This is a genomic window from Microcoleus sp. LAD1_D3 (genome assembly GCF_036702135.1).
GTDB lineage: Bacteria > Cyanobacteriota > Cyanobacteriia > Cyanobacteriales > Microcoleaceae > Microcoleus.
The window spans coordinates 64,258-86,128 of sequence record NZ_JAUBSB010000013.1 but is presented as its reverse complement, the minus strand read 5'-3'; the positions used below and the strand labels follow the sequence as shown (position 1 = coordinate 86,128).

Annotated in this window: 6 protein-coding genes; all 6 read right to left on the bottom strand. The window is 49.3% G+C overall.

Features of this window, described 5'->3' with window-relative positions; genetic code table 11:
- Positions 1 to 22 precede the first annotated feature (22 nt).
- Positions 23 to 1,072: a TauD/TfdA family dioxygenase gene (locus QUA74_RS10290; RefSeq protein WP_333327697.1), complete on the bottom strand. Its 1,050-nt coding sequence runs from the start codon at positions 1,070 to 1,072 to the stop codon at positions 23 to 25.
- Between the two features lie 67 nt (positions 1,073 to 1,139).
- Positions 1,140 to 2,681 (bottom strand): condensation domain-containing protein, encoded by a 1,542-nt coding sequence (locus QUA74_RS10285; protein ID WP_333327693.1) that lies wholly within the window; start codon positions 2,679 to 2,681, stop codon positions 1,140 to 1,142.
- Positions 2,671 to 4,359 carry a pyridoxal-dependent aspartate 1-decarboxylase PanP gene (gene panP, locus QUA74_RS10280; RefSeq protein WP_333327690.1) on the bottom strand — a complete coding sequence of 563 codons (1,689 nt, stop codon included), beginning with the start codon at positions 4,357 to 4,359 and terminating at the stop codon, positions 2,671 to 2,673. Before panP ends, QUA74_RS10285 begins: the two co-directional genes overlap by 11 nt.
- Before the next feature lie 98 nt (positions 4,360 to 4,457).
- On the bottom strand, positions 4,458 to 7,721 hold the full coding sequence (locus QUA74_RS10275) for an amino acid adenylation domain-containing protein (RefSeq protein ID WP_333327687.1): 3,264 nt from the start codon (positions 7,719 to 7,721) through the stop codon (positions 4,458 to 4,460).
- Between the two features lies 1 nt (position 7,722).
- Positions 7,723 to 12,444 carry an amino acid adenylation domain-containing protein gene (locus QUA74_RS10270; RefSeq protein ID WP_333327685.1) on the bottom strand — a complete coding sequence of 1,574 codons (4,722 nt, stop codon included), beginning with the start codon at positions 12,442 to 12,444 and terminating at the stop codon, positions 7,723 to 7,725.
- 34 nt (positions 12,445 to 12,478) lie between these two features.
- A complete protein-coding gene (locus tag QUA74_RS10265; protein WP_333327682.1) occupies positions 12,479 to 21,118 on the bottom strand; it encodes an amino acid adenylation domain-containing protein in 8,640 nt (2,879 codons plus the stop codon).
- Between the last annotated feature and the right edge of the window lie 753 nt (positions 21,119 to 21,871).

Genomic DNA, 21,871 nt, shown 5'->3' with positions numbered 1-21,871 from the left:
TTCTAAAGTTCCTTTAATAAGCCTAAATATCTTGACAGCTAAACGCTTCTGCCATACCGACAACAACCCGACGCGAACCAGAAAATGGCGTGCGTCCGTGCGCGGCTAGCATATTATCTAACAGCAAGACATCTCCTTCTTCCCAAGGGAAAACAATCGTTTCTTGCTGGTAGCAGCGACGAATTTCGTCTAATATAAAATCTTCAATGGGCGAGCCATCGCCGTAATAAGCATTGCGGGGTAAATCTTCCTGCTTAAAAGAAGTTAAAAGCTCTTTGCGAACGACGGGTTCGAGATTGGAAATGTGGAAGAGGTGAGCTTGATTAAACCACACCATTTCCTGCGTTTTTGGGTGCTGGGCGACGGCTTGACATATTTGCCGAGTTCTCAAGCGATCGCCACTTTTCCATTCTAACTCAATTCCCGCTTTTTTGCAATACTCTTCTACCTCAATTTTGCTATCAGTATTGAAGACATTTTGCCAGGGTAAATCTACGCCGCCGCCGTAATTTCGCACATACATAACCTTTTTTTGGGCAAACTTTTCTCTAATCTTTGAATCCAGGCTTTCAAACACTTTGCGGCTGTTAGCGATCGGAGTTTCTCCTCCCTGTTCGGCTTTCTTGACGCAGAAAAAAGCGATTTTCAGTGGCCAATTTCGAGAATAAGCCATTTCATTGTGCAGTGGGATGAATTGCTCGGCAGGATACTCGGTGGAAGTGTAGATATTTCCGCTCACCAGGCTACGCGGAGTCGAGCGAAAAGAATATTCCAACAAGTCGCCAGCAAGAGTTTGAATAAACTGCTCGAAACCATTCACCCCGCCGACTTCAAAGCCTCGAAAAAGTATTCCTCCATGCTTCCATAAGTGCGTTTCAATTGATGAGCGATTGTTTTGTGCCCAACCTGCGAGATTTAATTTTTCTACTGTTGGCTGAACAACTAGAGGTAGAAGGTTTTCGGGCTGGAAGTAGGCGGTTTTGACTAATTCCTCTGAGGACAGGCTGACGGCTTTGCGCCTAACTGATCCTAACTTTTGGGAATTGAGATTCTTTGTTTCTGTATTTGTCATAGTTTTTGCTTTGGTGAGGACTTTATCCCTTTTTCCCGAAAAAACATGAGAGATTGAGCCATCATTTTCAACTTTTCATAACTTTGCGTTTAGCCATTTTTAATTTTTGAATTCCCGAAAGATGAATTTGTTTTTGCTGCTCGATTTGGTGCTGCCTTTCTGCTTCGGCAAGAATTTCTGCCAAGTCGTCGATCCTGATATCTGGCTGGATGACTACCTGGTTGAGGAGGATTTGAAAACCTCTTACAATTCGGGCAATAGTCGCAGCCTCAAATAAGTCTGTTTTGTAGTCAAATAAGCCTTGAATTCCTTCTGAACTCTCCCAGAGAGTGAGGCTTAAGTCGTGTCTCGACATACCGACATCGGATTCCAGAATGCTCAAGATCAAACCAGCTAACTCCAGGGGTGGCATGGGCGCATTCTGGAGTACAAACCACACTTGAAACAGCGGGTTATAGCTGAGATTTCGCTCCGGCTGCAATTCCTCCACGAGCTTTTCAAAAGGAACATCCGGGTGAGCGTAAGCTGCTAACGCTACCTCGCGTGTTCGATTGAGTAGTTCGCGGAAAGTTGGATGGCCTGCGGTGTCAATTCGTAGCACTAAAGTATTGACAAAAAATCCAATCAGTTCCTCTAATTCAAGGCGGTTGCGATTGGCAATGGGAGAGCCAATAGCGATGTTATCCTGCTTTATGTGGCAGGATAGCAAGGATTGAAATGCTGCCAACAACGTCATAAATAGGGTGACATCTTGTTGCTGGCCGAGGGTTTTCAGCCTTTCAGTTAATGAAGCAGAAATCACAAAAGATTGCTGCGATCCTTGGAAAGTTTGCACAGAAGAGCGCTGCCTATCTGTTGGCAGCACCGCTAAAGCGCCTCCCAATTGCTGTTTCCAATAAGCGAGCTGTTTTTCTAATTTCTCTCCCTGGAAATGCTGCCGCTGCCAACTGGCGAAGTCGGCATACTGCACGGGAAGTTCAGGCAGCCCAGAGGGTTTGTCAGTGGAAAAAGCTTCATAAAGTGCGGCCACTTCTCGCACCAATACCCCCATAGACCAACCATCAGAAATAATGTGGTGTATCGTCAGCAGCAACACATATTCTGCCGGACTAAGTTGCAGCAGAGTGCCCCGCAGTAATGGCGATCGCGTTAAGTCAAAAGGGCGTTGGGCTTCTTCAAGAGTACGTCGCTCAATTTCAGCTTGCTGCTCAGTTTCTGGTAAATGTTGCAAGTTTACCACCGACAAAGCGAAATCCAAGGAAGGAGAAATCAGTTGAACAGGTTCCCCGTCCACTTCTGCAAAAGCAGTCCGTAAAACTTCGTGACGGCGGACAATTTCATTGAGTGTTTGTTGCAGTGCTGACAAATTCAATTGCCCTTGCAAACGCACAGCAGCAGGAAGGTTGTAGGCAGGGTTTCCAGGAGACAATCGATCGAGAAACCACAGCCGTTGCTGGGCAAAAGAAAGGGGAGCAGAATTTTGCTGCGATCGCCTGGGAATGCGCTGAGATTGCTCAGCCTGTACTGCCTCTTTGCCCAATGCTTTGAGGAGGAGCGCTCGCTTCTGGGGCGAGAGGTTTTTCAGTCGTTCTGAACGATTAGTAGACATGATGATTCACTTCCTCGCAGTGGTCGCTGTTTGTGATAGTTAAGGAAAGCTTTGCTGCTATTTTTAGCTGGTCGTTTAAAACAAAGTTGATATCTGCTTCAGTGGTGAGGGGGTTGGCAAGGACGACTCGAAAAGCAACAATGGGAATGGTTTTGCCATAACAGGTGGTTTGCATGGTTGTTCGCGATACGAAGGTGTGACCGGCTCGCCGCTGGGCCTCCTGAAGGCGCTCGTTAAATTGATTAATGAAGTGGTTGTCTGCTTCGGCTAGTTGTTTTTTGGCTGCTTTTTCCCTGAATGTTTCTGGAATGTAGCGGTATAAAAGAATATTAATTTCTGGTTCTAGCAGCAATTCAAATTCTGGATTTTCCCGAATTAAATTGGCGAGGTGCTGCGTTTTATGGATGCCTGCATCTATCAAAAACTCATAGCCTTGATGGCCGATGATATTCAACGCGGCTTGCAAGAACAAACTCGCACCTGGTCGAGAGCCTTCGAGAGAGCGCTTGCCTAGATCGATGGAGTCTTTTCGCACCGTGTAGGGCGCGTTTTTTTCAATAACTTTGGCGGTTTGGGGATTGCGGAATAAAACCAGACCGATTCCCATTGGCAAATACATTTGTTTGTGTCCATCTATGGTGACGGAATCTGCTAGTTCAATGCCTGCGATTTTGTGCCGGTGACGTTCGGAAAAAAGCACGGGGCCGCCCCAAGCGGCATCGACGTGAAAGTGAGCGTTTGCTTCTTGGGCGATCGCCGCTATTTCTGGAAGCGGATCGATACTTCCCGAATCGGTGCTGCCTGCAACACCGATAATTGCCAGAATGTGCAGATTGCGATCGCGGCATTCGGCTACAGTTTGGCGCAGCGCTGCCAAATCCATCCGGTGATTGGCATCGGTGGGGACTTTTAGGAGATTGCGATCGCCAATGCCTAATAAACCGGCAGCCTTTTCAAAAGAATAGTGCATCAAACTCGAGCCGATTATCACCATTCCCTTGTAGCCGTAAAACTCTAAAGCTGCGTACAACCCTTCTTTTTCAATGCCACTAAAGTTATTTTTTGGCCCTAAAGAAGCGTTGCGAGCGCACCACAGGGCTGTGATATTAGCTAGGGTGCCGCCCGTTACCATGATACCGAGCGTGCTATCACTTTTTTGAATGTGCTGGTTATAAAAATCCTCAGAAAAATCGTAAATTAATCGGTGCATCATTGCCAAAGTCTGGCGCTCGCAGGGGCTTAAAACTTTGGCAGTTTCCATCTTGACTAAATTTTGATTCATCGCGATTAACAGCTTCGCGATCGGGCGCACAAAATAGGGAAGTGCGCTCGTCATGTGACCGATATATCGCGGGGAAGAGGTGTGAATGGAATGGGCAACGAGGGTTTGGGCCAAATCATCAATATAATTCCCAACATCTGTAGGAAGGGCGGGAATTTTGTTTTCCCTAAACTCCTGAATAATTAACTCTAAGTCAATATCTGTACTAGCGGTTTTTGCGTACAAAAAGTCTTGAACTAGGGCAGAAATTCGCTCCTCCATTGCTTCTTCTGCCAAAAATGACTTTTCTGAGGCACTGAATAGCTCCATTAACTTTTGTTCAAGTGGGGTAACAGAGGCTTTTAATTGCTCCATTACATCTTGAGATTTTTTGGCTTCTACTGTTAGTTTACTCATCCCGAATCCATCCTTTTTAATGGGCTTTTTTGCTTTCCTATCCCCAACCAAAGCTTTAAGGGGATAGGGCTTTTTATGCTTTTTTACAAACGCGCTCTTTACTCAGTCAGCATCACAGTTTGTGCTTCCTCTTTTTCTAAGAGGTCGAGCAATTCATCTATCTGGTTAGAATCGGCGTTTGCCAGAATTTCTTCCTCGATTAGTTCAGCTAAATTCTGAATTGTGGGAGCGGCAAAAAAATCGCACAGCGCTAACTCTATCCCAAAGCACGATCGCACTCGCGATATTAACTGTGTTGCCATCAGAGAGTGACCGCCGAGGTCAAAAAAGTTTTGGTTACTTCCTACTTTTTCTAGCCCTAAAAGAGCAGTCCAAATCTCAGCAATTTTTTCCTCGGTGGGCGTTTGTGGCTCAGTGAAGGCTGTTTCATCAGAAACGTAATCGCACCTTTGAGATAAGGCGAGGCGGTCAATTTTTCCGTTGGGCGTTAATGGCAACGCATCTAATAGCACAAACGCTGAAGCCACCATGTAATCGGGCAGTTTGTGCTTCAAGAATGAACGCAGTTCGTAAATAAGTTCTGGGTGCTGATTTCTGAACTCTGAGTTAGGAACTAGGTAAGCGACTAGGCGTTGACTGCCTGGTGCATTTTCCTGAAGCAAAACAGCAGCGGTGGACACAGAAGAATGTTGAGAAAGTGCTGCCTCTATTTCTCCGAGTTCGATGCGGAAACCGCGAATTTTTATTTGGCAATCACCACGACCCAGAAATTCTATATTACCATCCGGCAGGTAACAACCGATATCGCCTGTTTTGAACAAAACTTTTTGATGAGAATTACCGAGGAAATCTAATTTTTTTTGCCCAAACGGGTTAGAAATGAATTTCTCCGAGGTTAAGTCGGGGCGGTTTAAGTAGCCCTGTGCCAATCCATCGCCGCCGACGTAAATCTCGCCGGGAATTCCTATCGGAACGGGTTGCAAATTGCGATCGAGCAGATAAATTTGCGTGTTGGCGATCGGGCGACCGATTGGAACTTTCTCGACACAGTGAGTTGCATCGTACCACGTCACGTCTGCAGCTACTTCAGAAGAGCCATAAAGATTGATTAATACCCGCTGGGGCATCTGCTCTCGAAATTGGTGGCAAAGTTCCATCGGCAGAGTTTCTCCGCTGCAAATCCAATATTTTAATTGAGGCAAACGCCTGTCTAAATCAGGGAAGGAATCTAAGATAGCGCGCAACAAAGAAGGAACTAGCACCAGTCGGGTTACATTTTGCTTTGATAAGGTTTGAAGGAATTGGTTAATATCTTTGACGGCTCGATCGGGAATAATCACAGTTGGCAACCCATGCAGCAAAGGAGCAAAAATTTCCCAAACCGAATCGACAAAATTTAAGGACGTTTTTTGACAGCAAATATCTGCTTGGATAAAAGGGTAGGGGTTCCAAAAACAGCGATTGACTGTGCCTCGGTGGGTGCCGAGTACGCCTTTGGGAGTGCCTGTCGAGCCGGAAGTGTAGAGGACGTAAGCGAGGTTTTCAGCTTCCACTTTAACAGCGGGGTTGCGATCGCTCTGCCGGGAAATTTCCTGCCATTCGGCGTCGATACAGACGACTTTAGCGCTGTGTTCGGGGAGGGTTTCTAGGAGGTTTTTTTGAGTCAAAAGCACCGGAACTTTTGCGTCGGCCAGCATGAAGGAGCGGCGTTCTTGGGGATAAGCAGGATCGAGAGGAACGTAAGCGGCACCGACTTTTAAAATGCCCAAAATGGCCACCAGCATGGACAGCGATCGCTCTAAACAAATTCCCACCAAAACTTCGGGTTTTACACCGATAGTTTGCAGGTAATGCGCGATTTGGTTGGCTTTGGCATTCAATTCGCGGTAAGTCAATTGTTCATTTTCGCAAATTGCAGCCACTGCATCTGGGGTTCGCTCTGTTTGCGCTGCAAATAATTCGTGAATTGAGGAATTTTTGGGGTAATCCGCTTGGGTGTCGTTCCACTGAACAAGTAATTGCTGGCGTTCGGAGGCGCTCAATAGGGGCAATTCTGACAGTTTCCGCTCAGGATTGGCAGTCATTCCCTCCAGTAAAGTTTGCAGGTGTCCGAGCATCCGTGCGATCGCAGCGTCTTCAAAGCGGTTGCTATTGTAACCAATTTTCAGCGTCAATTCCGCACCCGGTATTGCCATCACCGTTAGAGGATAATTCGTTGTTTCCCAGGAGCGAATATTCTCTACTTTTAAGTTTTGAATCTTCTCCTGCAAAGAAGCATCCAAAGGATAATTTTCAAAAACGACCAAACTCTCAAATAGAGGCAAACTCCGAGGAACTTCGCTCCACCCCTGCACCTCAACGAGGGGGCTGTACTCATATTGTCGCGCCTCAACTTGTTGCGCTTGGAGTTCTTTCAAGCAGGATAAAATAAAATCCTGTGGGTCAATTTTTACGCGCACTGGCAGAGGATTTACGAACAGCCCCACTACTGATTCAGCACCCATTAACTCTGGCGGCCGCCCGGAGACAACCGTACCAAAAACCACATCTTCCTCGCCGCTGTATCGGCTCAAAAGTAGCGCCCAAGCTGCCTGTACGAGGGTATTTAATGTTAGCTGATGCTGCCGCGCGGCAGATTGCAGTGCGGCGGTGGCTGTTGCAGAAAATATCACCTGCTGTTCGCCACTACTTTCTAAACGGTTTCCCGCGACAATATTGCCCCGGGCGATCGCAGTTGGAGCTGCAAAACCTTTGAGAGTTTGCCGCCAAAATGACTCAGCCGCAGATAAATCTTGCTGGTGCAGCCACGCGATGTAATCCCGATAAGGGCGAGGGCGTTTGAGGTGCAATTCCTCGCCCTGGGAGAAGGCTTGATAAAATGCAAAAACTTCATCAAGAACGATCGCCAGCGACCACCCATCTAAAACTAAGTGGTGGTGGCTCAAAATAAACTGAAAAGTATCTGTGTCTAACTGCGCCAGTGCAATGCGAATTAAGGGAGCTGATGTCAAGTCAAAGCCCTGCTGTCGATCGGCTTTTAGGAACGTTTCTAGCTGCTGTTGTTGTGCGGACGCGGAGAGCGATCGCCAGTCCATCTGCTGCCAAGATAATGCAGCCTGCTTACGCACCGCTTGCACGGGTTCTTTCAAATTTTCCCACACGAAACAAGTCCGCAAAATGGGATGCCGGTCTACAACTTTTTGCCAACTATTTCTCAACGCAGAAACATTGAGATCGCCGCGCAAGACGCACAGCAGTTGCCCGAAATATACGCCCGATTCTGGCTGGTAAAGGGAATGAAAGAGAATGCCCTGCTGCGCTGGGGAGAGGGGATAAAAATCTTCGATATTGCCTTTGATCATATTAAAGCTCTGCCAAAATTGCGGTAATGTTGTCTAAATCGTCCTGGCCCCACTGGCTCCACTTAAACTCTGCAAAGTCAGAAGGAGTGCAGCCGCCGGCGTCGGGGGACTGACAGTATTGAATTAGCGATCGCAGCGATTCTATAAAGCCCGTTGCCAAATTTTCAATGCTTTCTCGTCGGTGAATGTTTTCGCTGTACGTCCAATCTAATTGCAGCTTGCTGCTGGCAATAAATCCGTTAATTTCTAGCAGGTAACACCGATTTCCGCGCGGGCTGCGGATGGGGCCACTAGGCTCGGAAGACAGCATCAACAAAGAAGATTTCGGCAGCACTTGGTCAAACTGTCCGAGATAGTTAAAGCTTACCTCAGCTTGCGGCAATTTGTGCAATCTTTTAGCAATTTCTGGGTTTAAATATCCTAGGACACCGCACCCAATACCGCGATTTGGCACGGCGCGTAACTGCTCTTTCACTGATTTGATTTCCGCCCCTAGATCGGCAGGTTTTTCTAAATTTAACAGAACGGGAAAAACTGCTGTAAACCAGCCAATTGTGCGCGACAAATCTACTCCGTCAAATATATCTTCGCGCCCGTGACCTTCTAATTCAAGTAAAAGTGAGTTATTGCCAGTCCAGCGTTCAAATGCTTGACCTAAAGCAGTTAGCAATACATCATTAATTTGAGTGCGGTAAGCGGCAGGTACTTCTTCCAGGAGCAGTTTGGTTTCTTCAACACTCAAAGCAACGGATACTGTCTTTTCAGATGCAACTAAATTGGCTGCGTTTGGGAAATCCACCGGCAAGCGAGAAGTTGGTTGGTGAGAAAGGGCGAACCAGTAATCGAACTCTCGCTGCAATTCGGGCGATCGCGCCCACTCATGCAAGCGTTCTGCCCACTGCTTAAATGAGGTTGTTTTGGGCGGGAGCGCGACTGTTTCGTCGCGGCTAAGTTGCCCATAAGCAGTCTGGAAATCCTCAATTAAAATTCGCCACGAAACCCCATCAACCGCTAAGTGATGAATGGCTAATAACAAGCGATTTGGCTGATGTTTGCCCAAGTCAAATAGGGCAGTGCGAAGTAATGGCCCGTCTGACAAATTCAAACTGGCTTGCAACTGAGTGGCGGCGGTTTGGAAAGCGGCTTCTCGCTCGTCTGGAGGTAGCGACGACAAATCAATGCAGGTAAACGGAGCAACCTCGTCGAGATTGGCGAGCTCCTGCTGCCAGCCAGATTCTCCTCGCGCAAAACGCAGGCGCAGCGCGTCGTGGTGCTTCAGCAATTCTTGCAAAACTGACTCAATTAATGCAGGTTCGAGAGGTTGCCGCAACTCTAAAAGCACCGCCTGATTCCAGTGGTGTGGATCGGAGAGATTTTCCTCGAAAAACCAGTGCTGAATAGGTGTCAGAGGAACTTCACCAGTGATTAATCCTTGTTCGGATTGTTGGGTTCCCGCTGTATCGGCGACGGCTGCTAACTGTGCAATGGTTTGGTGTTGAAACAGTTGTTTTGGAGTGAGCCGCAACCCCGCTTGATTGGCTTTAGAAATGACTTGAATGCTGAGGATAGAATCGCCGCCCAATTCAAAGAAATTGTCGTCAATTCCCACTTGTTCTAACCCCAATACTTGCGCCCAAATTTCTGCCAGGATTTTCTCAATAGCCGTGCTTGGCGTGGCGAATGCCTCTTCGAGTTCTGGCCGATCGCGATCCGGTGCGGGAAGCGCCTTGCGATCGATTTTGCCGTTGGGCGTTAGAGGCAGTTTCTCCAGCAAGACGAAGGCAGACGGCACCATATACTCTGGCAAGCGTTCTTGCAGGAACTGGCGCAGCTCGCTAGAAGACAGTGAAGAATTTTGCTCTTGGGCGTCGGGGACGACGTAAGCAACGAGACGCTTGCGAGCGTTCGCCCCGAACCACACCAAAACCGCACTTTCCCGCACTGCCGGATGCTGGGACAGCACCGCCTCAATCTCTGCGAGCTCGATGCGGAACCCGCGAATTTTTACCTGATTGTCAATGCGACCGACATATTCGATGTTGCCATCTGGTCGATAACGAGTTAAGTCTCCAGTTTTGTAGAGGCGCGAACCAGGTTCATTGCTAAAGGGGCTGGGGATAAATTTTTCTGCCGTCAGCTCGGGACGGTTGAGGTATCCCCGTGCCAAACCAGCGCCGCCGACGTGCAACTCGCCCGGAATGCCAGTGGGTACAGGCTGCCCGTTACAATCTAGGATGTAGGTTTGGACATTCCCAATAGGACGCCCGATCGGCAACTCCCTCAATGTGGCGTCGGCTGCCGATAATTCGCATATCGTTGCCACCACAGTGGCTTCTGTAGGGCCGTAAGTATTCACCAGACGTACTTGTTCGCCTACACGCTCAATCCAAGTTTTCAATCGTTCGGGAAGCGCTTTTTCTCCGCCAATGATTGTCAAGCGTAATGACGGGGCAAGTACCAAGGTTTCTTGGCTCAATAAGGCTGTCAGTTCGTGCCAGTAGGCTGTCGGCAAACTCAGAACAGTTAAGTTCCAAGTCCTGCACTTTTCCCAAAATACACCCGCTGAATCCAGCATGGAATCAGTACGCAATACGAGTGTTGCACCCGAAGTCAGGCAGGGGTAGATTTCTTCGGCACTGGCATCGAAACTAATAGAGGCAAACTGCAAAACGCGATCGCGCTTTTCTATTCCATATTCAGCGATCGCAGCCGTCGTGTAATTGACTAGCGATCGGTGTTCGATTAAAACGCCTTTGGGTTTTCCTGTAGACCCTGACGTGTAGATAACGTAGGCCAGGTTTTCTGGCTTTACGCCGCTGCGAGGGTTTTCTGAGCTGTAAAAAGCAATTTCTTCCCAGCCCGAGTCTAAGCAGACAACACGCGCCGAGTGTGGGGGAAGTTTTTCGAGCAGCTTTTCTTGCGCCAGCAGCACCTGCACTGAAGAGTCTTCTAGCATGAAAGCCAAGCGCTCTTTAGGATAGTTTGGATCGAGTGGGACGTAAGCACCGCCCGCTTTGAGGACGCCCAACAAGCCGATTACCATCAAGGGCGATCGCTCGACGCAAATCCCCACCAGCACTTCTGGCTTCACTCCTAGCGACCGCAGGTGGCGCGCCAACTGGTTTGCTCTCGCGTTCAGTTCCCTATAGCTGAGTTCTTCTCCTTCAAAAACCACTGCCACAGCGTCGGGCGATAGCGAGACAGCCTCCTCAAATAACTGATGGATGCACTTATCCTGGGGATACTGGGCAAAAGTATTATTCCACTGCAGCAGTTGCTGCTTTTCGGCTGCTGTCAGCAGGGGCAAGCTCCAGAGGCGCTGCTCTGGATTAGCGGCGATACCTTCCAACAAGGTTTGCAAGTGTCCGAGCATCCGGGTAATGGTGGCGCGATCGAACAAATCCGTGCTGTATTCCACTGAGGCTTGCAGCCTTTCCCCCACTTCTTCTAAATCCAAGCTCAAATCACACTGCGTCGTATTCGTTTCGACCTCGAGCAGACTTAAAGTCAATCCGGACAGATCCAAGGGCGGCATGGGGTTATTCCGCAACTGGAACATAACCTGAAATACCGGGTTATAACTCAGACTGCGCTCGGGTTGCAGTTCCTCAACCAGTTTCTCAAATGGCAAGTCTTGGTGCGCGTAGGCTCCCAAAGTCACCTCGCGCAAGCGTTGAAGCAATTCTCGAAAAGTAGGATCGCCGGAAACGTCAGTCCGCAAGACCAGCGTATTGACGAATACGCCAATGAGCCCTTCAATTTCCGCGCGGTTGCGGTTGGCGATCGGCGAGCCGACTAGCAAGTCTGTCCGCCCTGTATAGCGGTAAAGCAGCGCTTTAAATGCCGCCAGCAGCGTCATAAACAGGGTAACATCCTCCCGCTGGCTGAGGTTTTTGAGGGCGGCTGTCAGCTCCTGAGACAGCAATAGCGACTGGGTTGCGCCTTCGGAGGTCTGAATAGGAGGTCGGGGTCGATCGGCAGGCAGTTCCAGCAAGGGAGGCGCTCCCTCCAACTGTTGCTTCCAGTACGCAAGCTGAGTTTCCCGCACTTCGCCACAGAGCCAGTTGCGCTGCCAGATCGCAAAGTCGGCATACTGCACGGGAAGCTCTGGAAGCTGCGGTTGGTTTCCGGCGGATAAGGCTTCGTAAATTGCCGCCAGTTCCCGCGCCAGCAATCCTATCGACCAGCCATCTGAAACGATGTGGTGCATCGTCAGCAGCAGGACGTATTCTTCTTCGCTAAGCTGTAGCAAAGATGTTCGCAGCAAGGGGCCTCGTTCTAAGTCAAAGGGCTGTTGCCCTTCCTTTGCAGATAGCTGCTTTACGGCTGCCTCTCGATCGCTCTGGGGCAGTTCTCGGAGGTCTATTACTGGCAGCGGCAGGCGAGAAACAGGGGGAGCAATGACTTGAATGGGCTGTCCCTGAACCTCAGTAAAAGTCGAGCGCAAAGCTTCGTGCCGGTTGACGATTTCGTTGAAAGTTTGCTTCAACACGGTCACATTTAATTTGCCTTTGAGCCGGATAGCGCCTGGGAGATTGTAGAAAGATTTTCCAGCCTCGAACTGGTCGAAAAACCACAGCCGTTGCTGGGCGAAAGACAAGGGGATCGAGTCGCCTTCTTTCCTTCTAGGAATTCTGCGATCGCTTGAGGATTCTACCCCCTGTTCTCGTAGCATCACTTCCAGCAAGGCGCGTTTTTTTGCAGATAGTTTCAAATAGCTCATTGGACTTTTGTTTGTTTTGAATGAATTGCTGGGATTAATAACTAGAAAAAGCGGAGACGGTCAATTCCCGATCGCGGAAAGAAGTTTTCTCCGCTAGCATTCGCTCTACTTCTTCATCGGAAAGTTCCGCAAGACTCAGCAGCAATTGAGCGGTATTTTCAACGTTCTCTCGCTGCGCGGGATTTTCCACCAGGGCAGCGGCTTGCTCGGATGCGGTAGGCGACTCGAAGAAGGAGCGCATGGGGACATCTACCCCGAAGGTGTCGCGCACGGCTGAGATGATTTGCGTGGCTAGTAGGGAGTGCCCTCCTAAATCGATAAAAAAGTTGTCGTGAATGCCGATTTTTTCCACTCCGAGTATTTCAGCCCAGATGCCTGCGAGAACTTTTTCAACCGGGGTGTTAGGCGCGACAAAGGTTTTGGGAAGGAAGGCGGCATCCGGTGCGGGCAGAGCTTTGCGGTCTACTTTTCCATTGGCAGATAGCGGCAGCGCCTCCAGCATGACAAATGCAGACGGCAGCATATATTCGGGCAGCTTTTGGCTCAGAAATTGCCGCAATTCGCAAGTTTCTGGCGCTGCATTTTGTTGGGGAACCACATACGCTACTAACCGTTTCTGACTGCGATCTTCCCCGAATGCCGTTACTACACACGATCGCACTGCCGGGTGCTGGTTCAAAGCAGCTTCAATTTCCCCCGCCTCGATGCGGTATCCCCGAATTTTGATGCGGAAGTCTTCTCGCCCTAAAAATTCAATGTTGCCGTCAGGGAGGAAGCGCCCTAAATCTCCCGTTCGGTACAAGCGTTCGCCCGTGACGGGGTGCGTGAGGCAACTGGCGCGAGTTTTTTCTTCATTGCGCCAGTATCCTTTTGTCAGTCCAACTCCGGCACAGCACATCTCGCCGGCAACCCAGACGGGACAGTCTTCGAGCCTTTCATTCAAAATGTAATAGCGTGTATTAGCGATCGGCGATCCGTAGGGAATGCTATTCCAAGAAGAATCAACAGTTTCTACCGGATACCAAATATTCCAAAGGGTAGTTTCCGTTGGCCCGCCGACACTGACAACACGACATTCACGGGCGATCGCCCTTAACCTCTCAGGCAGCGTTACTGGAATCCAATCTCCGCCGAGAAACGCCCAGCGCAAGCACTCTGGCAACACCTCAGAACGTCCGGCAGCGTAATCGAGGAGCATTTCCATCATCGGGGGAACCGAGTTCCAAATGGTGACGCGCTCTTTTACCATCAATTGATTCCAGTGAGCGGGGTCTAGCCGTTGTGCGGCATCGGGAATGACGATCGCTCCCCCGGCTGCTAGGATGCCGAAGATATCGTAAACCGACATATCGTGGTGCAGTGCGGTGAGTGCGATCGCGCGATCGCACTCGGCCACATTAAACACTTGGTTGGTTTGAGCGATCGCATTGACTGCACCTCGGTGCGCGATCGCCACGCCTTTCGGCAAGCCAGTTGAGCCGGAAGTATAAATCACATACGCTAAATCTTCCGCTTCCTGCACCGACTCCAAAGCTTCGCCGCTTTCGGCCGCCAATTCGTCGGTATCGAGACAAATTCGCCGCACATTTTCCGGCCATTCCAATCGCTGATTTAACTGAGATTGCGTCAAAACAATCTCAACTTCGCCATTTTCCAGCAAATACCACAGCCGTTCTTTTGGCAGCGCCGCATCTACGGGCAAATAAGCTGCCCCGGATGCGAGAATGCCCAGCACAGCGACGATTTGCTCCCATCCTTTTTCCATAACCACGGCAACCAACTGGTTAGGGCGAGCTCCCAGTTTCCGCAATCGGTGAGCGACTTGATTCGATCGCAGATATAGTTCCTCGTAGGTGAGGGTGCGCGTTGAAGTAATCGCGGCTGCTTGCTGCGATCGCAAGGCTACTTTCTGAGCAAACAGTTCGTGCAGCAGTGCGTCGGGAATCGGTGCATCAATGCCGTTAGCGACGGCTTGCTGCTGCAACTGCGCCGTTCCCTGCCAAGCTGACTCCGAGCTTGCGAGGCGCTGCAACAGGCGGCAGTAGGCGTCAAACATATCGTCAATCATCCGTGGCGGGAAGAGTTCTTCCACTGCATCCCAGCTAAAAGACAGCCCCTCAGCAGTTTCGGTAAATTGCGCGTCTATCCAAACTTGCGGAGTTTGACCGATAATGTGCACCAATTCTCCCAATTCTTGAATGAGAGAAAAGATAGAAGTATCTTCCCCAGGCGCGTTTTGCGGATCGATCGTAAAAACGACTGGCATCAGCGCTGCGGTTGTACCTTGCGCTTGAGCGAGTTCTCGCAAAACCCGCACGCCGCTGACATACTGGTGCTCTAAATCTTGCCAAAGCTGTTCTTGCAATCGCTTGGCTCGCGTTTCAAAACTCTCTCGCTTCGAGTTATCTACTTCTAGCAAAGTAAACGAGGCAAATTCTCCGATAATCTCCTCAACTTGAGGGTGGAGGGGAAGGCGATTGAAGCGCGGCACGTTGAGGGTAAACCGAGGTGTTTTGCTCCACAGGGAGAGAACCTCGGCATACGCAGCGAGCAATAAACCCGTAGGAGTGAGGCTGGCACGAGCTGTGCGCGTTTTGAGGCGCTGCCAGGTTTGCAAGTCTAAGCGATCGCTCCAGCGTTTAAATCGCGGCTGCGTTAAGGAATTCGGGTGTTTGGCGAGGGGCAATTCCGGCGCTGGTGGCAGGGTTTTGAGGCGATTTCGCCAGTAATCTAAGGATTGCTGAAAGAGTGGGGAGTTTTCTAAGGCGATCGCCGCTAACACGCAGTCGCGAAAAGACAGTTGCAATGGCGCGATCGCAGTATGGTGATTGCGGTAAAACTTTACCAAATCGCCAAACAAAATTTGAAAACTCCAGCCGTCTATGCACAAGGCGTCAATGCTGATGTGGAGGCGGGTGCGGCGATCGCCCCTTTGCGAAGCGCAAATCTCGAACAGCGGCCAGCGATCGAGCGGCAGCACTTGGTGAGAAAGGCGATCGCGGATTGCTTCGAGTTGTTCGCCGACAACTTTTGAATCGAGCGATCGCAAATCCAAAACCTCAATTTTATAAGCGGGTACGTTTTCCAGAATTTGCTGCTGTCCGTTGGGCAGTACGATCGCCCGCAGCATATCGTGACGCTCTACAACTCGCTGCCACGCGAGGCTAAACCGCTCTAAATCTAACTCGTCGCTCTCAATTTCGACATAACCGTGAATGGCAACATTGCCCATTTCAAAGAAGCTATTTCTCCCGATCCAGTACGCCTGCTGCATTTCATTGAGCGGAAATGGTTTGTAGCGATTTTGAGGATCGGGGGCGATTGTCGGCAGTAATTTAATAGGTTCTTGATATGGCTCGCTTTTAGTTTCCGCGATCGTCGCTGCTAGACTGGCGACAGTGGGGGATTGAAACAGACAGCGCAACGATAGTTCTACTTGAAAGCGATCGCGCACTTTGGCAATCAGTTGAGTTGCCAGCAAAGAGTGACCTCCCAACTCGAAGAAATTGTCATTGATTCCCACTTGTTTTAAGCCGAGGACATCAGCCCAAATATCAGCTAATACTTGTTCTTCTAAAGTCTGAGGTGCGATAAAATCTGCCTCTGAACTGTTGGTTTCCGGTGCGGGAAGAGCTTTGAAATCTACCTTGCCGTTTGGCGTTAATGGCATCGCTTCTAAAAACATGAAACTGGCAGGCACCATATAATCTGGCAGTTGTTCTCGGAGAAAAGAGCGCAGATTTTTAATCAGTGCAGACTTCCCAATGCTGAGTGCTGAGTTTAAAACGAGGTAGGCGATTAAGCGCTTGCTGCCTGAATCTTCCTCACGCGCGAGAATGACTGCTTCTTGCACGTCTGGATGTTGGCTGAGTGTGGATTCGATTTCTCCTAACTCAATGCGGAAACCGCGAATTTTCACTTGGCGATCGGTGCGATCGAGAAATTCTAAATTCCCGTCGGGGAGATAGCGGACTAAATCGCCTGTTTTGTAAAGGCGATCGCCTTGTTTGCTGCTAAAAGGATCGGGAATAAATTTTTCTCGATTCAGATCCGAACGGTTGATATATCCTCTGGCAACCCCCGCACCTCCGATATAAAGTTCGCCGGGGACTCCGATGGGAACGGGTTGCAAATTAGCATCGAGTACATAGGTGCGGGCATTTGGAATTGGACGACCAATCGGCAAGGTTTTTGCGGAGTTTTTAACCGCAGAGGGCGCAGAGGGCGCAGAGGGGAGAGAAGAAGAGGAGGAAGAGGGGAGAGAGTCGCACCACGTGGCGACAATGGTTGTTTCTGTGGGGCCGTAAGTATTGACAAGTCGTACTTTTTCTGAAACGCACTTTTGCCACTGATTCAGGGATGCTGAAAGTGCGGTTTCTCCGCCAATAATTGTCAAGCGCACTGAGGGGGGAAATTCTGCTTTTTCGGCGCTGAGTCTGGCAGTTAATTCGCGCCAGTAAGCTGTGGGCAAATCTAAGACGGTGATTTGCCATTCCCGGCATTTTTGCAGGAAGGAAGAAATGCTGTCTAACATGGAATTTCCGCGCAGTACCAAGGTGGCACCTTGCGTTAAACAGGGATAGATTTCTTCGGCGCTGGCGTCGAAGCTGAGGGAAGCAAATTGAAGAACGCGATCGCCTGCTTTAATGCCATATTCGACACTTGCAGCCTGCGTATAGTTCGCCAAAGATTGATGCTGCACCATCACTCCTTTTGGCTTGCCAGTAGACCCGGATGTATAGATGATATAAGCGAGGTTTTCTGGCAAAACGGTGCTCTCAGGATTTGACTTATTTTGTTGAGCGATCGTCTGCCTGTCTGCATCCAAGCAAATCACAGAAATATTATTTTGGGCTGGCAAGTTTACTGCTAGTTGCGTTTGCGTTAGCAGTACCTGAACGCCAGCGTCTTCTAACATGAAAACCAGGCGTTCTTTAGCATAGATTGGATCGAGGGGTAAATAAGCGCCGCCTGCTTTTAATACGCCTAAAATCCCGACTATCGCATCGAGCGATCGCTCCATATAAACGCCGACTATGGCATCTGGCTTCACGCCGAAAGAGTGCAGGTAATGTGCGAGTTGATTCGCGCGATCGTTCAGTTCTCGGTAGGTAAAACTTCGGCATTCAAATTGCACGGCAACCGCATCAGGTGTTTTCGCCACTTGCGCTTCAAACAAACGGTGAACGCACCCATTTTGGGAGTAATTTATCCCAGTATTATTCCACTCAAATAGAAGTTGCTGGCGTTCTGCTTCTGCAAGCATGGGCAAATCTGACAGTCGTGCGGAAGAATGGGCAACGATACTTTCTAATAAGTTCTGAAAGTGTCCTGCCATTCGCGCAATTGTGGTCGGTTCAAATAAGTCTAGGCTATATTCAAACCACGCTCTAATACCTGTTGCTGTGGCTTCTAAATCCAGGGTTAAATCGAAATTAGCTGTCCCGCTGTGAATCTGTTGGCAGTTCAGGCTTAAACCAGGCAATTCTAAGGCGAATTCAGAGGCATTTTGAAAGGCAAACATCACCTGAAATAAAGGCGAGTGACTTAAATCTCGATTCGGCTGCAATTCTTCAACCAACTTCTCAAACGGTACATCTTGATGCGCGTAAGCGCCTAATGCAACCTCTCGCACTCGACTCAGCAACTCTCGAAAAGTGGGATTTCCGGTTAAGTCAGATCGCAGGACTAAAGTATTGACAAAAAATCCAATTAATGATTCGGTTTCGCTGCTGTTGCGGCTGGCAATTGGTGAACCGACGAGGATATCTTCTTGCCCCGTGTAGCGGTAAAGCAGCGTATTGAATGCTGCCAGCAATGTCATAAAGGGAGTAGTTTTTTCGCGGCGACTCAATTGCCTAATTGCCTCGGTTAAGTGCTCTGGCAATTCAAATAATTGCCGACCTCCCTTGTAACTTTGAACAGCGGGACGAGAAAAGTCTGTTGGTAAATTTAGAACCGCTGCGCTGCCGCTTAATTGCTGCTTCCAGTAAGTAAGTTGAGTTTCTAATATTTCTCCCTGCATTTGTTGGCGCTGCCAAGTTGCAAAGTCTGCATACTGAATTGGCAGCGGTGGAATCGCGGCTAACTTCTTATTAGTAAATTCTTCATAAAATGCCGCTACTTCCCGTAAAAACACGCCCAAAGACCACCCATCAAAAATGATATGGTGGGCGGATAAAAGCAGAGTGTGTTCTGTTTCTGACAGGCGCAGAAGTTTGGCACGGAACAGATTTTGTTGAGTTAAATCAAAGGGAAAATGTGCTTCTGCCGCAGACAGTTTTTGCGCTTCTTTCTCGCGTTCCTCAGGGGAGCGATCGCTCAAATCTATCAGCGGCAGCGTCCAATCGCCCGCAGCAGCGACAACCTGTATCGGTTGCCCTTCCACAGCGGCAAACGCAGTTCTTAAAACCTCGTGCCGATCGATAATTTTCTCAATACTTTGCCTGAGTGCTTCTGCATTAAGTTGCCCCGTCACCCGAACCGCACCGCAGAGGTTGTAGAAGGGGTTTCCCGGTTCCAATTGGTCGAAGAACCACAAGCGCTCTTGGGCAAAAGATAGGGGGATGTTTTGTAAGCGAGAAACGGTGTGAATAGACGCCATTGTCGGCGCTTCTGCCAGTTTTCCTAAAATTTTTGCAGCCAGTTGAGTAAAGCTTAATTCCTGGAAAAAGTCTTCTATTGATAAAGCTATTTTTAGATCTGTTTCGATCTGATTTTTAAACTCAAATACCGCCAATGAATCGAAACCAAAATTACTAAAAGCCTCGATCGATTGGATTTGAGAAAGGCTGACTTTCAGCACCCTCGCTACCTGCTGTCGCAAATAGGTTTCTAACTCTGCCTGCCGTTCTTCTAACTCGGCTGTCAGCAGATTTTCTCGCGTGAGGCGATTCTCGATTTCCACCGAATCAGCTAACTCTAAAACGCTACTGGCGACAACTTCCAAATTGTCAGCTAGAAAGTCAGCACAGGCGGCGCGACGTTGGATTTTACCGCTGGTCGTTTTCGGAATGCTTCCGGGCTTAATCAGCACTACTCCATAAACTTGCACTTCATATTCTTGAGCAATGCGGGATCGGATGGCGCTGATAATTTCCTCGGCATTATCCGGCGCTTTGCGAGATTGTAATTCAGGCACGATAACGAGCTGTTCTTCGCCTGCGACTTCCACCGAGAATGCCGCGATCGCCCCTGGCCGCAAACTGGGATGGCTGCGCTCTGCTGTTCTTTCTATATCTTGGGGGTAAAGATTGCGACCTCGGATGATAATCAAATCTTTGAGTCGCCCTGTAATAAACAGTTCTCGATCGCGTAAAAAGCCTAAATCTCCTGTTCGCAAAAAGGGCCCTTCGCTGCTATCTGAAAGATATGCTTGAAAGGTTTTTTCTGTCTCTTCTGGGCGATTCCAATAGCCTCGCGCAACTGTTTCGCCAGCTACCCAAATTTCTCCGACTTCCTGCGGCTGGCACTGCGTCAGAGTTTCGGGATTGACGATCGCAACTTTAGTGCCAAATTCAGGGAAACCGCAGCCGACTAAAGTTCTCGCGCCCCCCTCGCCTTCCACAACTTCTACAATCTGATTATTTTCCAGCGCCCCAGCGTCAACAGGTAAGAAAGTCGGTGTTGTCCCGCTGCGAACCGTGGCAATTTTTAGCGTGGTTTCTGCCATTCCGTAAGCAGGACAAAAGGCATCCGCCTGAAAACCGCAGGGCTCAAAAGCTTTGGTAAATCGCTCTAGGGTTTCTTTGTGGATGGGTTCTGCGCCGTTATAGGCCACGCGCCAACTACTCAAGTCGAGCATTTTTTTGCCATCGCCCAAGATTTTGCTTATTTTGCTAGCACACAAGTCGTAAGCAAAATTTGGCCCGCCGCTGTGGGTAGCTTTGTAGCGCGAAATCGCTTCCAACCAGCACATCGGGTCCTGAATAAACGCCGCTGGTGGCATGAAGTAAGAGGGAATTCCCAGATACAAAGGTTTGAGCAATCCGTCAATTAACCCCATGTCGTGAAACGGGGGGAGCCACGTTACGGCAACGCTTTCGGCATCGTGGTCAAAGCCTCGGTGAATGTATTCGATGTTGTACAAAACGTTTGCGTGGCTCACCATTACGCCTTTGGGGGTGGAGGTTGAGCCGGAAGTGTACTGAAGATAAGCCACTTCGTCGGGATGGATGGGTGGCTGCTGCCACTTTTCGCCGTCATCGGAAAGCACCTCTGCACTCAGCCAACGCATCGCTTTGAGTTCCGGCGCTTGTTCGCATAGCTGCTCTAAATTTTCCAGGTGTCGCGCGGGAGCGATCGCAACTGTTGCTCCTGCATCTTTGGCGATCGCACTAATTTTCGCTAAATTCCGTTTCAGCTTCGGCGGATAGAGGGGAACGGCGATCACTTTGGCGTACAAGCATCCAAAGAAGGCGGCGAGATAGTCCAATCCTGGCGGGAAAAGCAGTAAGGCTCGTTCGCCAGTGAGTCCCAATGTCTGAAGTCGCACGGCGTGCGATCGGGCGATCGCATCTAACTCTCGATAAGTCAAACTGGCGGTTTCAGTTTTTCCGTCTAACAGAAATGTATATTTCTGCTCTGGTTGGTGTAGCGCTCTGTTTTGTAGGAGTTCTACTAAATTGGTACAACTTTCGGTGAGTTGGTTTCCCTGAATGCTTGCGTCACTCATCGATTCTTTTTACCTATAAATCTTGTTTGCAGTACGCCAACCAGTTCCGCCAAATTCTTTCCACATAGACTTTCTGTGAACAGTTTTCGGGCGTTACGAGTCTCCCATCAGCGCGTTTGAGTCTTCAATCCGGGTATTAGCGCTTCTTTTCACGTTTTGTTGTCGATCGCGCTGTTCGGCAATGGCTCCGGGGCGATTTCAGTCCGAGCCAGCTTCGACATCAGCTTCAGGGGCTTTACGGCTATCGACTTTTAGCATAGTAGGCTAGATGATATTTATTGTCAAGAGTAGTTGAGATAATTTATTGACTCCTATCAGTGCCTATATGACAATTTTTCTAACTCTTGCCATAGCATTTTAGGCGATCTTTTGTCTAGCCCTGACAAGCAATCATAATAAGCAAGTGGCGTCTAACTAGATAGAGGGGTGACACCCCCCAACTTAAAATGCAATAAATTTTCATTAGTTAACTCTTGACAGATGCAAGTGCTCTGTTATCTAATTAAGGCACTTTCTCATTAAGCGCCCAGCGACTACTTCCTTTAACTGAGGAAGGTGCCAACCGTGGTCGATCGTCCAGAGCGCCACCGGACTCAGGCTTTCGCCCTTACGCGCCTCCTGTATTCCCAGACAAATGCCACTAGCGACGGGAGAATCGGATCGAACTGCGCCCGACAACTGGGCCGGATCTTCCGCAGGTCAGTTTCAAGAGGCACACAAGAGCAGCAACGCTGCCACAAATCATGTTGTGCA